General features: G+C 72.2%; 18 protein-coding genes. 5 read left to right on the plus strand and 13 right to left on the minus strand.

Annotation, left to right across the window (positions count from 1 at the left end):
• Positions 1–88: 88 nt before the first annotated feature.
• The 5 genes from ACWD4O_RS06320 to hisI form a co-directional block, all read right to left on the minus strand.
• Positions 89–523, minus strand: coding sequence for a DUF2752 domain-containing protein (locus ACWD4O_RS06320; protein WP_451277960.1), 435 nt, complete (start codon positions 521–523; stop codon positions 89–91).
• Between the two features lie 79 nt (positions 524–602).
• Positions 603–872, minus strand: coding sequence for an HGxxPAAW family protein (locus tag ACWD4O_RS06325; protein ID WP_351910956.1), 270 nt, complete (start codon positions 870–872; stop codon positions 603–605).
• A 174-nt stretch (positions 873–1,046) separates the two neighbouring features.
• Positions 1,047–1,697: a TIGR02234 family membrane protein gene (locus tag ACWD4O_RS06330; RefSeq protein ID WP_451277962.1), complete on the minus strand. Its 651-nt coding sequence runs from the start codon at positions 1,695–1,697 to the stop codon at positions 1,047–1,049.
• Between the two features lie 70 nt (positions 1,698–1,767).
• Positions 1,768–3,246 (minus strand): anthranilate synthase component I, encoded by a 1,479-nt coding sequence (locus tag ACWD4O_RS06335; RefSeq protein ID WP_451277964.1) that lies wholly within the window; start codon positions 3,244–3,246, stop codon positions 1,768–1,770.
• A gap of 11 nt (positions 3,247–3,257) precedes the next feature.
• Positions 3,258–3,659 (minus strand): phosphoribosyl-AMP cyclohydrolase, encoded by a 402-nt coding sequence (gene hisI / locus ACWD4O_RS06340; RefSeq protein WP_451277966.1) that lies wholly within the window; start codon positions 3,657–3,659, stop codon positions 3,258–3,260.
• A 102-nt stretch (positions 3,660–3,761) separates the two neighbouring features.
• Between hisI and ACWD4O_RS06345 the strand changes: the two genes are divergently transcribed.
• Positions 3,762–4,397 carry a TIGR03085 family metal-binding protein gene (locus ACWD4O_RS06345; protein ID WP_451277968.1) on the plus strand — a complete coding sequence of 212 codons (636 nt, stop codon included), beginning with the start codon at positions 3,762–3,764 and terminating at the stop codon, positions 4,395–4,397.
• Positions 4,398–4,489: 92 nt separating this feature from the next.
• On the opposite strand, the gene hisF is transcribed toward ACWD4O_RS06345, so the two are convergent.
• The 8 genes from hisF to hisD are packed head-to-tail and all read right to left on the minus strand — an operon-like array spanning position 4,490 to position 10,195.
• Positions 4,490–5,245, minus strand: a complete 756-nt coding sequence (gene hisF, locus ACWD4O_RS06350; RefSeq protein WP_451277970.1) for an imidazole glycerol phosphate synthase subunit HisF — start codon at positions 5,243–5,245, stop codon at positions 4,490–4,492.
• On the minus strand, positions 5,242–5,640 hold the full coding sequence (locus ACWD4O_RS06355; RefSeq protein ID WP_451277972.1) for a RidA family protein: 399 nt from the start codon (positions 5,638–5,640) through the stop codon (positions 5,242–5,244). The genes hisF and ACWD4O_RS06355 overlap by 4 nt, the downstream gene beginning before the upstream one ends.
• Complete coding sequence (gene priA / locus ACWD4O_RS06360) at positions 5,637–6,362, minus strand: bifunctional 1-(5-phosphoribosyl)-5-((5-phosphoribosylamino)methylideneamino)imidazole-4-carboxamide isomerase/phosphoribosylanthranilate isomerase PriA (RefSeq protein ID WP_451277974.1); 726 nt, start codon at positions 6,360–6,362, stop codon at positions 5,637–5,639. The genes ACWD4O_RS06355 and priA overlap by 4 nt, the downstream gene beginning before the upstream one ends.
• Positions 6,359–7,009: an imidazole glycerol phosphate synthase subunit HisH gene (hisH, locus tag ACWD4O_RS06365; RefSeq protein WP_451277976.1), complete on the minus strand. Its 651-nt coding sequence runs from the start codon at positions 7,007–7,009 to the stop codon at positions 6,359–6,361. Before hisH ends, priA begins: the two co-directional genes overlap by 4 nt.
• Positions 7,006–7,170 (minus strand): hypothetical protein, encoded by a 165-nt coding sequence (locus tag ACWD4O_RS06370; RefSeq protein ID WP_351910965.1) that lies wholly within the window; start codon positions 7,168–7,170, stop codon positions 7,006–7,008. Before ACWD4O_RS06370 ends, hisH begins: the two co-directional genes overlap by 4 nt.
• A 3-nt stretch (positions 7,171–7,173) precedes the next feature.
• Positions 7,174–7,767 carry an imidazoleglycerol-phosphate dehydratase HisB gene (hisB, locus tag ACWD4O_RS06375; RefSeq protein WP_351910966.1) on the minus strand — a complete coding sequence of 198 codons (594 nt, stop codon included), beginning with the start codon at positions 7,765–7,767 and terminating at the stop codon, positions 7,174–7,176.
• On the minus strand, positions 7,764–8,873 hold the full coding sequence (locus tag ACWD4O_RS06380) for a histidinol-phosphate transaminase (RefSeq protein WP_451277978.1): 1,110 nt from the start codon (positions 8,871–8,873) through the stop codon (positions 7,764–7,766). Before ACWD4O_RS06380 ends, hisB begins: the two co-directional genes overlap by 4 nt.
• Complete coding sequence (gene hisD, locus ACWD4O_RS06385; protein ID WP_451277980.1) at positions 8,870–10,195, minus strand: histidinol dehydrogenase; 1,326 nt, start codon at positions 10,193–10,195, stop codon at positions 8,870–8,872. The genes ACWD4O_RS06380 and hisD overlap by 4 nt, the downstream gene beginning before the upstream one ends.
• A 167-nt stretch (positions 10,196–10,362) precedes the next feature.
• Here hisD and ACWD4O_RS06390 point away from each other — a divergent pair, with 167 nt between their 5' ends.
• From ACWD4O_RS06390 to ybaK, 4 genes are all read left to right on the plus strand, one after another.
• The gene (locus tag ACWD4O_RS06390; RefSeq protein ID WP_451277982.1) at positions 10,363–11,958 is read left to right on the plus strand and encodes an oxidoreductase; all 1,596 of its coding nucleotides are present in this window, start codon (positions 10,363–10,365) and stop codon (positions 11,956–11,958) included.
• A 172-nt stretch (positions 11,959–12,130) separates the two neighbouring features.
• Positions 12,131–13,165 (plus strand): hypothetical protein, encoded by a 1,035-nt coding sequence (locus tag ACWD4O_RS06395; RefSeq protein WP_451277984.1) that lies wholly within the window; start codon positions 12,131–12,133, stop codon positions 13,163–13,165.
• Positions 13,166–13,176: 11 nt separating this feature from the next.
• Positions 13,177–13,917: an LON peptidase substrate-binding domain-containing protein gene (locus tag ACWD4O_RS06400; protein ID WP_351910971.1), complete on the plus strand. Its 741-nt coding sequence runs from the start codon at positions 13,177–13,179 to the stop codon at positions 13,915–13,917.
• A gap of 13 nt (positions 13,918–13,930) precedes the next feature.
• Positions 13,931–14,428 carry a Cys-tRNA(Pro) deacylase gene (gene ybaK / locus ACWD4O_RS06405; protein ID WP_451277986.1) on the plus strand — a complete coding sequence of 166 codons (498 nt, stop codon included), beginning with the start codon at positions 13,931–13,933 and terminating at the stop codon, positions 14,426–14,428.
• Positions 14,429–14,440 lie beyond the last annotated feature (12 nt).

Consider the following 14,440-nt stretch of genomic DNA (forward strand, 5'->3'; position numbering starts at 1 on the left):
AGGTGGTCACTACGATGGTATCCGGAGGAAGGCGAAGGCCTCACATCCGGTTGACGGCGGTCCCAGTACCTGGACGTCCGCCTGTTGATCAAGGGTGTAGCCAGCCACCGACCGGCAGGTTCCGGACAACCGTGAAGACCAGCAGCAACGCGCCCGCCGCCCAGAGCTGCACCGAGGTGAGGTCGACGCGCACCGGTCGTCCACGGGCCGCGCGGACCACCCAGACGGTCCACAGGACCGCGAAGCCCAGGTAGGCCAGGACGGCGAGCGCGTTGTCCTGGAGGGCGGCCTGGAAGTCGCCGTGCACGACGGCGTGCGCGCTGCGCAGGCCGCCGCAGCCGGGGCAGTACAGGCCCGTGTAGCGCAGCAGGGGGCAGGCGGGATAGTGGCCGGGCTCGTTGGGGTCGACGGCCCCGACGTAGGCGAAGGCCCCGGCGACGGCCGCGAGGATCCCGGCGGGCACGGCCAGTCGTCCCGGGGCCGTGGACGTCACCCGCTGGCTGTCGGCGTTCACGCCTCGCATTGTGCCCCGCCGGTGCGCCGTGCGCGCGTGAGGGGCGGCCGGTTGCGCACCGGCCGCCCCTCACGAAGTCGCGGGAGACTCAGCCCTCGACGCTCGCCGGCTCACGGGTCGCGGTGGCCGCCGGGGTCGCCGCGACCCGGTGCACCGGGTGCGCGGTCCGCGGCTGGCCGAGGCCCGCCGCGCGCATCGCCATGCCGACGACACCGGCGAGAGCCACGATCGCCATGCCGGCCCAGAAGCCGAGCGGCTCGGCCATCACCATGAACGCGCCGGCGACGGTGAACCCGATGATGGCGATGGTGACACCGGTCCAGGCGGCCGGGGTGTGTCCGTGGCTGCTGCCCGCCATGTCTTGCTCCTCAGTGCTGTCTCTGTGTCCGTCCGAGCCGGACGCTCATCGTCCATTGTCCCGTACGCGCACGCGTACGGGACGCGGGGGTGGTCATCGATCACGTCTGATTCACCACATCGAGAACCGACGCCGGAGAGGTACGGAGTGGTCGGGAGAGGTGATCAGGCCGGATCAGGCCGGATCCATGCCCGTCGGGTCCTCGCCGCGGTCCAGGGCCTTCCACATGTCCTCGGGCCGGTCGGGGTCGACGGGCCGGGCCGCGCGCCGGGGGCGCGGGGTGCCGTCGCGCTCGTAGCGGCCGGACATGGCGGGCCACAGCCGGCCGTAGCGCAGGGCGAGCAGGCCGGCCAGGAGGATCAGGGCGCCGCCCACGGCCGCGGCGTAGGGCCAGGCGGTGTGGGTGAAGGAGGCGACGGTGGCCGAGGTGTCGCCGGAGGTCTTGGCGGCCTGTTCGTCGAGGGCGGCGCCGTCGGTGGCGCCGAGCAGCGCGGCGGTCATGATCCCGGCGCCGGAGAGCGCGAGCAGGGCGGAGACCGCGAACCGTCCGGCCCGGCGGACGGCGAAGACGGCGACGAGCGCGGCGAGGCCCACTATGGCGAGCGCCGCGGGCACGCCCGTGACGTCGCTGCCCTTGGCGGTCAGCGGGAAGGCGCCGCCGGCGACCGTCGCCGTGCCCTCCGACCAGCGCTGCCGGGTGGAGAGCAGGGCCACGGCCGCGCCCAGCGCACCGCACAGCAGGGCGACGGCGAGGCTCAGTCGGCCCGACCGGGCGGAGGCGGTTTCGGAACGGGGGTGCGGAACAGCAGCAGTCACGTACCCCACTATCGCCTGAACCCCGGGCGAACCGGCACCCGGGGTTCACGTGATACGCGCCCCACTGTCCCGACGGCGGCTATCCGGCGAGCCGGTTGGCGGTGTGGACCGCGCGCAGTACGGCCGCCGCCTTGTTGCGGCACTCCTGGTCCTCGGCGACCGGGTCGGAGTCGGCGACGATGCCCGCGCCGGCCTGGACGTAGGCGGTGCCGTCGCGCAGCAGGGCCGTGCGGATGGCGATGGCGGTGTCGGAGTCGCCCGCGAAGTCCAGGTAGCCCACGCAGCCGCCGTACAGGCCGCGTCGGGAGGGCTCCAGTTCGTCGATGATCTGCATGGCGCGCGGCTTGGGGGCGCCGGAGAGGGTGCCGGCGGGGAAGCAGGCGGTGAGGACGTCGAACGCGGTGCGGCCGGTCGCGACCTTGCCGGTGACCGTGGAGACGATGTGCATCACGTGCGAGTACCGCTCGATGGACATGAAGTCGACGACCTCGACCGAGCCCGGCTCGCAGACCCGGCCCAGGTCGTTGCGGCCCAGGTCGACGAGCATGAGGTGCTCGGCGCGTTCCTTGGGGTCGGCGAGCAGTTCGTCGGCGAGGGCCTGGTCCTCCTGCGGGGTGGCGCCCCGGTGCCGGGTGCCGGCGATGGGGTGGACCAGGGCGTGGCCGTCCTCGACCTTGACCAGGGCCTCCGGGGAGGAGCCCACGACGTCGAAGCCCTCGAAGCGGAACAGGTACATGTACGGGGAGGGGTTGGTGGCGCGCAGCACCCGGTACACGTCCAGCGCGCTCGCCGTGCACGCCGTCTCGAAGCGCTGCGAGGGGACGACCTGGAAGGCCTCGCCCGCGCGGATGCGCTCCTTGACGTCCTCGACGGCTTCCTGGAAGTCGGGGCCGCCCCACCGGGCGGTGTACTCGGGGAGTTCGGAGGGGGGCAGGACGGCGGGCGGCTGGGCGACCGGGCGGGCGAGGTCGGCCTCCATGGCGTCGAGCCGGGCCGTCGCGTCCGCGTACGACTCGTCCACGCCGGTGTCGAGGTCGTTGTGGTTGATCGCGTTGGCGATCAGCAGGACGGAGCCCTCCCAGTGGTCCATGACGGCGAGATCGCTGGTCAGGAGCATGGTCAGCTCGGGGAGTCGCAGGTCGTCCCGCTCGCCGGGGCCGATCTTCTCCAGGCGGCGGACGATGTCGTAGCCGAGGTAGCCGACCATGCCTCCGGTGAAGGGCGGCATGCCCTCCTGGTGGGGGGTGTGCAGGGCCTCGATGGTGGCGCGCAGCGCGGCGAGCGGGTCGCCGTCGACGGGGACGCCGACGGGCGGGGTGCCGAGCCAGTGGGCCTGTCCGTCCAGCGCGGTGAGCGTGGCCGAGGCGCGGACGCCCACGAAGGAGTACCGGGACCAGGAGCGGCCGTTCTCCGCGGACTCCAGCAGGAAGGTGCCGGTGCGCTCGGCGGCGAGCTTGCGGTAGAGCGCGACCGGGGTGTCGCCGTCGGCGAGGAGCTTGCGGGTGACCGGGATGACCCGACGGTCGGTGGCCAGCTTGCGGAACGTCTCGAGGTCCATGGCGGCTGACCTTACTGATCCGAGGCCGGTACGCCGGAATCGGCGCCCTCGGCGTCCTTGAGGAGCACATCGGCGTCGAAGCAGGTGCGCGCGCCGGTGTGGCAGGCGGCGCCGACCTGGTCGACCTTGACCAGCACGGTGTCGGCGTCGCAGTCGAGGGCGACCGACTTGACCCACTGGTAGTGGCCGGAGGTGTCGCCCTTGACCCAGTACTCCCGGCGGCTGCGCGACCAGTAGGTGCAGCGGCCGGTGGTGAGCGTGCGGTGCAGCGCCTCGTCGTCCATCCAGCCGAGCATGAGCACCTCACCGGTGTCGTACTGCTGGGCGATGGCGGGGACGAGCCCGTCGGCGCTGCGCTTGAGGCGCGCGGCGATCTCGGGGTCGAGGGTGCTGGGCGGGGGCGTGCTGGTCATGCCTGCCATTGTGCCGCGCGCCACTGACAGTGACGGTGCGGTGTCCACCGATTGGTCGGGCGACGGGTGGGCGGACCTCGTACGCGGTCGTAGGCTGACACCATGTCGACTTTCGCCAAGCGTGAACGGCTCCTGCTCGCCGACCTCTTGGAGACCTCGGGTCCCGAGGCGCCGACCCTCTGCGAGGGCTGGCAGACCCGGGATCTGGCGGCGCACGTGGTGGTGCGCGAGCGCCGCCCGGACGCCGCCGGGGGCATCCTGATCAAGCAGCTCGCGTCCCGCCTGGACAAGGTGATGGAGGAGTTCGCCGCCAAGCCGTACGAGGAGCTCCTCCAGCTGATCCGCACGGGTCCGCCGCGCTTCTCCCCCTTCCAGCTCAAGCAGCTGGACGAGGCGTCGAACACGATCGAGTTCTACGTCCACACCGAGGACGTCCGCCGCGCCCGGCCCGACTGGACGCCGCGCGAGCTCGACCCGGTGTTCCAGGACGCGCTGTGGTCCCGCCTGGAGCGCACCGCGCGCCTGACGGGCCGCAGCGCCCCCACGGGTCTGGTCCTGCGCCGCGCGGACGGCCGTACGGCGGTCGCCAACCGGGGCACGCCGGTCGTCACGGTGACAGGCGAGCCTTCGGAGCTGCTGCTTTTCGCATACGGCCGCCAGAACGCCGCGGACGTGGACCTGGAGGGCGACAAGGACGCGATCGCCAAGCTCCACGCATCAAAGCAGTTGGGCCTCTGAGACGCGCCCCTTCAGGGGCGCGGGGAACTGCGCGGCAAGCCCCCACCGCCCCGCGGCCGAAGAGCTACAAAGAACTGCAAAGAACTACGCACTCACCGAACCGGACGCCCGGCCGCACGCAACGCATCCTTCACCTGCCCGATCCGAAGATCCCCGAAGTGGAAGACAGAGGCGGCCAGAACGGCATCCGCACCCGCCGCGACAGCCGGCGGAAAGTCGGCAAGGCGCCCCGCTCCCCCACTGGCGATCAACGGCACCCGCACATGCTTGCGCACAGCCTCGATCATCTCGATGTCGTACCCGTCTTTCGTCCCGTCCGCGTCCATCGAGTTGAGCAGGATCTCCCCGGCGCCCAGCTCGGCGGCCCGGTGCGCCCACTCGACCGCGTCGATGCCGGTTCCGCGCCGTCCCCCGTGGGTGGTGACCTCGAAGGACCCGGACTCGGTCCGGCGCGCGTCCACCGACAGCACCAGGACCTGGCTGCCGAACCGCTCGGCGATCTCCTTGATCAGCTCGGGTCGGGCGATGGCCGCGGTGTTCACGCCCACCTTGTCGGCGCCCGCGCGCAGCAGCTTGTCGACGTCCTCGGGAGCGCGTACGCCGCCGCCGACGGTCAGTGGGATGAAGACCTGCTCGGCGGTGCGGCGCACCACGTCGTAGGTCGTCTCGCGGTTGCCCGACGAGGCGGTGATGTCCAGGAACGTCAGCTCGTCGGCGCCCTCGGCGTCGTACACCTTGGCCATCTCGACGGGGTCGCCCGCGTCGCGCAGGTTCTGGAAGTTGACGCCCTTGACGACCCGGCCGTTGTCCACGTCCAGGCAGGGGATGACTCGTACGGCGAGGCTCATGGTGCGGACTCCCCTCGGAACGCCTCCACCTCGACCTCGACGACCAGACTCGGGTCCACGAGGCCGGAGACGATGATCATGGACGCGGCGGGCCGGACGGCGTCGAACAGCTCCTTGTGGGCGCGGCCGACCTCCTCCACGTCCCGGGCGTGGGTGAGGTACATGCGCGTGCGCACGACGTCGCCGCTGCCGAGGCCCAGCTGCCCCAGCGCCGCGAACGCGACGTTGAAGGCGTTGACCGTCTGCTCGTAGGGGCCGCCGCCGGCGATCTGGCCGTCCACTATCGAGGTGCAGCCGGAGACCAGCACCAGGCCGTTCGGCAGCTCCACCGCGCGGGAGTAGCCGAAGGCGTCCTCCCAGGGCGCGCCGGTCGAGACGCGTCGCAGATCGCTCACCGGGCCACCGCCTCCAGCGCCTCTTCCAGGGTGAACGCCTTCGCGTAGAGCGCCTTGCCGACGATGGAGCCCTCGACGCCGAGCGGCACCAGCTCGGCGATGGCGCGGAGGTCGTCGAGGGACGACACGCCGCCCGACGCCACGACCGGCCGGTCCGTCGCCGCGCAGACGTTGCGCAGCAGCTCCAGGTTCGGGCCCTGCAGCGTGCCGTCCTTGGCGATGTCGGTGACGACGTACCGTGCGCAGCCCTCGCCGTTGAGGCGCTCCAGCGTCTCGTAGAGGTCGCCGCCGTCCCGGGTCCAGCCGCGGCCGCGCAGCGTCGTGCCCCGCACGTCCAGGCCCACCGCGATCTTGTCGCCGTGCTCGGCGATGACCTTGGCGACCCAGTCGGGCGTCTCCAGGGCGGCCGTGCCCAGGTTGACGCGCGTGCAGCCGGTGGCGAGGGCGGCGGCCAGGGTGTCGTCGTCGCGGATGCCGCCGGACAGCTCCACCTTGATGTCCATCGCCTTCGCGACCTCGGCGATCAGCGCCCGGTTGTCGCCGGTGCCGAACGCGGCGTCCAGGTCGACCAGGTGCAGCCACTCGGCGCCCGAGCGCTGCCAGGCGAGGGCGGCCTCGAGCGGGGAGCCGTAGGAGGTCTCGGTGCCCGACTCGCCGTGCACGAGACGGACGGCCTGGCCGTCGCGGACGTCGACGGCGGGGAGGAGTTCGAGCTTGCTCACAGTGTTCCGATCCAGTTGGTGAGGAGCTGGGCGCCGGCGTCGCCGGACTTCTCGGGGTGGAACTGCGTGGCCCACAGAGCGCCGTTCTCCACGGCGGCCACGAACGGCTTGCCGTGCGTCGACCAGGTCACCTTGGGGGCGCGTATGGCCGGGTTCAGCACTTCCAGGGACCAGTCGTGGACGGCGTAGGAGTGCACGAAGTAGAAGCGCGCGTCCGCGTCCAGCCCGGCGAAGAGCTCGGAGCCGTCCGGCGTGTCCACGGTGTTCCAGCCCATGTGGGGCACGATGTCGGCCTGGAGCGGGCCGACGGTGCCGGGCCATTCGTCCAGGCCCTCGGTCTGCACACCGTGCTCGATGCCGCGCGCGAACAGGATCTGCATGCCGACGCAGATGCCCATCACCGGGCGCCCGCCGGACAGCCGGCGGTCGATGATCCAGTCGCCGCGGGCCTCCCTGAGGCCCTTCATGCAGGCGGCGAAGGCGCCGACGCCCGGCACCAGCAGCCCGTCGGCGTTCATGGCCGTGTCGAAGTCACGCGTGATCTCGACCTCGGCCCCGGTGCGCGCGAGGGCGCGCTCGGCGGAGCGGACGTTGCCGAAGCCGTAGTCGAAGACGACGACCTTCTTGGAGGCGGTGCCTTGGCTCAATTCCACACCTCCAGCCTCATGACGCCGGCGACGAGACACATCGTCGCGCCGATCGAGAGCAGCACGATCAGGCTCTTCGGCATCTGCTGCTTGACGAAGGAGTAGATGCCGCCGGCCAGGAAGAGGCCGACGACGATCAGGATGGTCGACAGTCCGGTCATGGCTTAGAGCGCGCCCTTCGTGGAGGGAAGGATGCCGGCCGCGCGCGGGTCGCGCTCGGAGGCGTAGCGCAGGGCTCGGGCCAGCGCCTTGAACTGGCACTCCACGATGTGGTGCGCGTTGCGTCCGTAGGGCACGTGCACGTGCAGCGCGATCTGCGCCTGGGCGACGAAGGACTCCAGGATGTGCCGGGTCATCGTGGTGTCGTACTCGCCGATCATCGGCGCCATGTTCTCGGGCTCGGTGTGCACGAGGTACGGGCGGCCGGAGAGGTCGACGGTGACCTGGGCGAGGGACTCGTCCAGCGGGACCGTGCAGTTGCCGAAGCGGTAGATGCCCACCTTGTCGCCGAGGGCCTGCTTGAAGGCGGCGCCCAGCGCGAGGGCGGTGTCCTCGATGGTGTGGTGGGAGTCGATGTGCAGATCGCCGTCGGTCTTGACGGTCAGGTCGAACAGACCGTGCCGGCCGAGCTGGTCGAGCATGTGGTCGTAGAAGCCGACGCCGGTCGACACATCGACCTTGCCGGCGCCGTCGAGATTGATCTCGACGAGGACCGACGTCTCCTTCGTGGTGCGCTCTATGCGTCCTACGCGGCTCATGCGCTCTGCTCCTTCTTGACTTCACGGACCGCGTCGAGGAACGCGTCGTTCTCTTCGGGGGTTCCTGCGGTGACCCGCAGCCAGCCGGGCACACCGTTGTCCCGGACCAGGACGCCCCGGTCGAGGATCTGCTGCCAGACCGCGTGGGCGTCTTCGAACCGCCCGAACTGCACGAAGTTGGCGTCGGACGCGGTGACCGCGTAGCCGATCGCGCGCAGCTCGCTCACCAGCCGGTCCCGCTCCGACTTCAGCTGCTCGACGTACTTCAGCAGCGTGTCGGTGTGCTCCAGCGCGGCCAGGGCGGTCGCCTGGGTGACGGCCGAGAGGTGGTACGGCAGCCGGACGAGCTGGACGGCGTCCACCACCGCCGGGTGTGCGGCGAGGTAGCCGAGGCGCAGTCCCGCCGCGCCGAAGGCCTTCGACATCGTGCGCGAGACGACGAGATTCGGCCGACCTTCGAGCAGCGGCAGCAGCGAGTCGCCGTGGCTGAACTCGATGTACGCCTCGTCGACCACCACCATCGACGGCTTGGCGGCCTGCGCTGCCTCGTACAGCGCGAGGACCGTCTCGGCCGGGACCGCGGTGCCGGTGGGGTTGTTGGGGGTGGTGATGAAGACGACGTCCGGACGGTGCTCGGCGATCGCCTGCTCGGCGGCCGCGAGGTCGATGGTGAAGTCCTCGCGCCGAGGACCCGAGATCCAGCCGGTTCCGGTGCCGCGTGAGATGAGCCCGTGCATCGAGTACGACGGCTCGAAGCCGATCGCGCTGCGGCCCGGCCCGCCGAAGGTCTGCAGCAGCTGCTGGAGGACCTCGTTGGAGCCGTTGGCGGCCCATACGTTGGCCACGCCGACCTCGTACCCGGAGGTGTCGGTCAGGTACTGCGCGAGCCGGGTGCGCAGTTCCACGGCGTCCCGGTCCGGGTAGCGGTTGAGGTTCCGGGCGGCCTCGCGCACCCGCTCGGCGATCCGCTCGACCAGCGCCTCGGGCAGCGGGTAGGGGTTCTCGTTCGTGTTCAGCCGTACCGGCACGTCCAGCTGGGGCGCGCCGTAGGGGGACTTGCCGCGCAGTTCGTCCCGTACGGGGAGGTCGTCGATTCCGAAGTTCACTTGCTCGCCGGTACCTTCCACTCGAACCGGGCCTTGATCGCCGCGCCGTGCGCGGGCAGGTCCTCCGCCTCCGCCAGCGTCACGACGTGGTGCGCGACCTCGGCCAGCGCGTCCCGCGTGTAGTCGACGATGTGGATGCCCCGCAGGAAGGACTGCACGGACAGCCCGGAGGAGTGGCAGGCGCAGCCGCCGGTGGGGAGCACGTGGTTGGACCCGGCCGCGTAGTCGCCCAGGGACACCGGCGCCCAGGGCCCGATGAAGATCGCGCCCGCGTTCCTCACCCGGTCGGCCACGGCGGCGGCGTCGGCCGTCTGGATCTCCAGGTGCTCGGCGCCGTACGCGTCGACCACCTTGAGGCCTTCCTCCACCCCGTCGACCAGCACGATCGCCGACTGCCGGCCGGCCAGCGCCGGGACGATCCGGTCCTCGATGTGCTTGGTGGCCGCGACCTGCGGCTGAAGCTCCTTCTCCACCGCGTCCGCCAGCTCGACGGAGTCGGTGACCAGGACGGCGGCGGCCAGCGGGTCGTGCTCGGCCTGGCTGATCAGGTCGGCGGCCACGTGCACCGGGTCGGCCGTGTCGTCGGCGAGGACCGCGATCTCGGTCGGGCCGGCCTCGGCGTCGATGCCGATCTTGCCGGTGAAGTAGCGCTTGGCGGCGGCGACCCAGATGTTGCCGGGGCCGGTGACCATGTCGGCGGGCGCGCAGGACTCGGTGCCGTACGCGAACATCGCGACGGCGGTGGCGCCGCCGGCCGCGTAGACCTCGTCGACGCCGAGCAGCGCGCAGGCGGCGAGGATCGTCGGGTGCGGAAGGCCGTCGAACTCGGCCTGTGCCGGGGAGGCGAGCGCGATGGACGGGACGCCGGCCTCCTGCGCGGGCACCACGTTCATGATCACGGAGGACGGGTAGACCGACCGGCCGCCGGGCGCGTACAGCCCGACCCGCTCGACCGGCACCCACTTCTCGGTCACCGATCCGCCGGGCACGACCTGGGTCGTGTGCGTCGTACGGCGCTGCTCGCGGTGGACGAGACGGGTGCGGCGGATGGACTCCTCCAGGGCCGCGCGCACGGCCGGGTCGAGCTGCTCCAGCGCCTCGGTGATCGCCCGGGCCGGGACCCGTACGGATTCCAGCCGCACTCCGTCGAACCGCTCGGCGAAGTCGATCAGCGCCGCGTCGCCCCGATGATGCACGGCCTCGCAGATCGGACGCACCTTCTCCAGGGCGGCCGAGACGTCGAAGTCGGCTCGGGGCAGCAGGTCGCGCAGTGCGGGGCCCTCGGGGAGGGCGTCGCCGCGCAGATCGATTCGGGAGATCACGCGGTCAATTCTCTCAGACCGGAATCGGGCGTCGTCCGCGCGTATCAATGGCTGATACAGAACGTGGCCGGAACCTGGAAGATCGCCTTCCCCCTTAGCGTTCGGGGGTCGCCCAGCGGGCATGAACGGCTGTGCGAAACCGGTGAGTAACGAAGAGGGTGAACAGCGTGACGGAGGGGGCGGGCATCCGTACGGGAGACGGCGCGGGAGACCTGCCGGACGACCTGACCGCCGCCGAGGCAGGCATGTGGCAGGCCTTCCGCAACGGCAGCGCGTACGACCTGAGCAGCGGGGACACGGTCGTCGACGATCCGCACGGAGGGCATCCGTGGGGCGCGGCGCGGACCGTGCGGGCCCGGATCGTGGCCTGGCTGCTGCTGGCCGGACCGCCCGCGCTGGCCGGCCGGGTGGCGTCGCTGAAGCTCTCCGGCGTGCAGATCAGCGGCACCCTGGACCTCGCGGGCGGCACGGTGGTGCCGTACGTGGAGCTGAAGCGCTGCCGGTTCGAGCACGAGGTGCTGCTGCCGGAGGCGCGGTTCACGACCCTGCGGATGGTGGACTGCTCGGTGCCGCGCCTGGAGGCGGCCCGGGTGCACACCGAGGGCGATCTGCACCTCCCGCGCTGCCGCTTCCACAACGGCGTACGGCTCACCGACGCGCACATCGGCACGGACCTGCTGCTCAACCAGGCGATCGTCTACCGCGACCGCACCGGCCGTTCGATCGCCGCCGACGGCATGACGGTCGGCCAGGACCTCCAGGCCGAGCTCCTCGAATCGCACGGCGAGCTGAGTCTGCGCAGCGCCAAGATCGGCGTGTCGCTGAGCCTGCGCGGGGCGCGGCTGGCCAACCCGTACACGCGGCTCGCGCTGAACGCCCCGCAGCTGACCGTGGAGCGCTCGCTGTATCTGACCCCGGCGGGCGTCGGCGGCCAGGCGCTGAGCGGCACGACCCCCGCGCGCGGGACGCGCATCCAGCGCTTCGAGTGCCGGGGCGGGGTGCGCCTGGACGACGGCCGGTTCGGGGACGCCGTGGACCTGGAGCGGGCCCGGTTCACCTTCACCGACGACCAGGAGCTGTCGCTGCGCCGGGTGCAGACGCCCGAGCTGCGCTTCCTCGGGGAGCCGCCGAGACGCGGCAAGGTCGTGCTGTCCGGCGCCCGGGTGATCAACCTCGTGGACCGGGCGAGCGCCTGGCCGGGCCCCGGCAATCTGCACATGGGCGGCTTCGCGTACGAGAACCTGGTGCCGCAGGGCCCGTTCCCGCTGGCCGAGCGGTTGCGCTGGGTGGCCGCGGCGACCGCCGAGTACGCCCCGGAGCCGTACGAGCGGCTGGCGACCGTGCTGCGGGCCGGCGGGGAGGACGAGGACGCCCGCGAGGTGCTGCTGGCCAAACAGCGCCGCCGCCGCGAGACGCTGCCGCCGGCCGCGAAGGTCCTGGGGTACGTGCAGGACTGGACGGTCGCCTACGGCTACCGGCCGGGCCGGGCGGCGGTGTGGATGGCGGTGCTGTGGGCGGCGAGCTCGCTGGCCTTCGCGCACGCCGCGCATCCGCCGGTCGACGGCAACGGCGACGGGCACCCGCCCTGGAACCCGGCCCTCTTCGCCCTCGACCTGCTGCTGCCGGTCATCGATCTGGGGCAGGTCGGCCAGTGGCGGTTGCACGGCGGCTGGCAGTGGCTGTCCACGGCGCTGATCCTGCTCGGCTGGATCCTGGCGACGACGGTGGCGGCGGGGGCGACGCGGCTGCTGCGCCGGGGCTGAGGGCAGCGCCCGATCCACACGCGATGCGCACACCATGGGCACACTCCCACCGCACCGACACCCTTTGAGCAGCCTCCTTTTACCGTCCCTTGACCCTGGGTCGTACAACTTTCCGCAGGTTGCGTGAAGGCTCTGGCGCAATCTGAAGCTGCGGCTTTTCAATGGCGACACCATGGCTCTGCTGCCCCCGTTCATCCGTGCTTCCCGGGCCTCCCGGGCGATACGGAACGCCGCGCCCCACAGCACCGCCGCCGGGCTCCCCGCCGACGACGAGGTGCTCCTCGACGTGCCCGACGAGCGGCTCGGTCCCGCGCTCGTCGCCGCCGGTCTGGGCGCCTACGCGCCCGCCGCCGAGCTGATGGTCCACACCCGCGAACAAGCCCAGTGGGAGTACCGCGACCGGTACGCGACCCGGCTCGCGTCCTTCGCGCTCTCCCGTTCGGAGTGGTTCGAGGAGTGGCGTGCCGCCGCCCCGCGCGACCCCGACGTGCTGCTCGTCTCCGCCCAGCTCGCGGTGGACCGCGCCTGGCGGTCGCCGGCCCGCGCGGAGCTGCTGCGCGAGGTGAGCCCGCTGATCACGGCCGCCGCACAGAGCGACGTCCGCGACCCCGTGCCGTGGCGCATCGCCCTGGACCACGCGCGCGGCGCACGGGCCGGGCACAAGTACTTCGGCGAGCTGTGGGCGGCCGCGGTCCGCCGCGCCCCGCACCACTACGGCTGCCATGTGGCCGCCAAGCGCTATCTGGCCGCGTCCTGGCACGGCTCCCACCGCGAGTGCTTCGACTTCGCCGACCGGGCCGCCCAGGACGCCCCCGCCGGCTCTCTCGTCCAGGCGCTGCCGGCCCGGGCGGCCTTCGCGTACCTGACCGACGGCTGCGGCCCCGACGTGCCGCGCGAGCGGCTGGACGCGGCCGCCGACCGCGCCATCGCGCTCTCCGTGCGCTTCCCGGGCCTCGACCCGTGGACGGCCGAGATCCGCAATCTGCTGACGTACGTCCTGGTCCGCCTGGACCGCCGCGAGGAAGCCCTCGTACAGCTCCGGCTGATCGGTCCGTACGCCACGTCGTTCCCCTGGGACCGGCTGTCGGACGACCCGCTCGGCCACTTCCTGGCGGTACGCGAGGAAGTGCGGTCGGGGCCTTCCGGACAGCCTTCGTGGCATCCAGGGAATGGGCACGGCGGACGAGACCGCCCGCTGGACCACTAGGCTTCTGCGTCGTGACCACCGTCCGCCTGCCGCTCTTCCCCCTGAACTCGGTGTTGTTCCCGGGACTCGTGCTCCCGCTCAACGTCTTCGAGGAGCGCTATCGCGCCATGATGCGCGACCTGTTGAAGACCCCCGAGGACGAATCGCGCCGGTTCGCCGTCGTCGCCATCCGCGACGGCCACGAGGTGGCGCCCAGCGCGCAGGGCCTGCCCGACCAGACCGCCGTGCCCGAGCGCGGCCCCGCGGCCGGCTTCGGCGACGACCCGGTCAAGGCGTTCCACGGCGTCGGCTGTGTGGCCGACGCGGCGACGATCCGCGAGCGCGCCGACGGCACGTTCGAGGTGCTGGCGACGGGCACGACCCGGGTGAAGCTGCTGTCGGTGGACGCCTCGGGCCCCTTCCTGACGGCCGAGCTCGAGGAGCTGCCGGAGGACCCGGGCGACGAGGCGGGCGCCCTCGCGGAGGGCGTGCTGCGGGCCTTCCGCCAGTACCAGAAGCGCCTGGCGGGCGCCCGCGAACGCTCCCTGGCCACCGGCGCGGAGCTCCCGGACGACCCGTCGGTGGTGTCGTACCTGGTGGCGGCCGCGATGATGCTGGACACCCCCACCAAGCAGCGTTTCCTGCAGGCCCCCGACACGGCCTCCCGGCTGCGGGACGAACTGACGCTCCTGCGCGCGGAGACGGCGATCATCCGCAACCTGCCCTCGCTGCCCGCGGCGGACCTGACCCGCGGCCCGACGAGTCTCAACTGAAGGTCGACCGAGCATGGCGAAGAAGCAACGGCAGCAGTCCGGGGGCACGCCCGCGACGGTGGCCCTGACGGCGGCGGGCGTGGACTTCACGGTCCACTCCTACGACCACGACCCCGGCCACCCGTCCTACGGCGAGGAGGCGGCCGAGGCGATGGGCGTCTCCCCCGACCGCGTCTTCAAGACCCTGGTCGCGGACGTGGACGGCGCCCTGACGGTGGCGGTGGTCCCGGTGGCCGGCTCCCTGGACCTCAAGGCCCTGGCCTCGGCGGTGGGCGGCAAACGAGCGTCGATGGCCGACCCGACCCTGGCCGAGCGCACCACGGGCTATGTCCGGGGCGGCATCTCCCCGCTGGGTCAGCGCAAGAAGCTCCCCACCGTGCTGGACGCCTCGGCGACGGCCCACGCGACGATCTGCGTCTCGGCGGGCAGAAGGGGCCTGGAGGTGGAACTCTCCCCGACCGCCCTGGCCACCCTGACGGCAGCGGTGCTGTCGCCGATCGCACGCGGGTGAGTGCTTTCGGCC

The organism is Streptomyces sp. NPDC002623, from assembly GCF_053592635.1.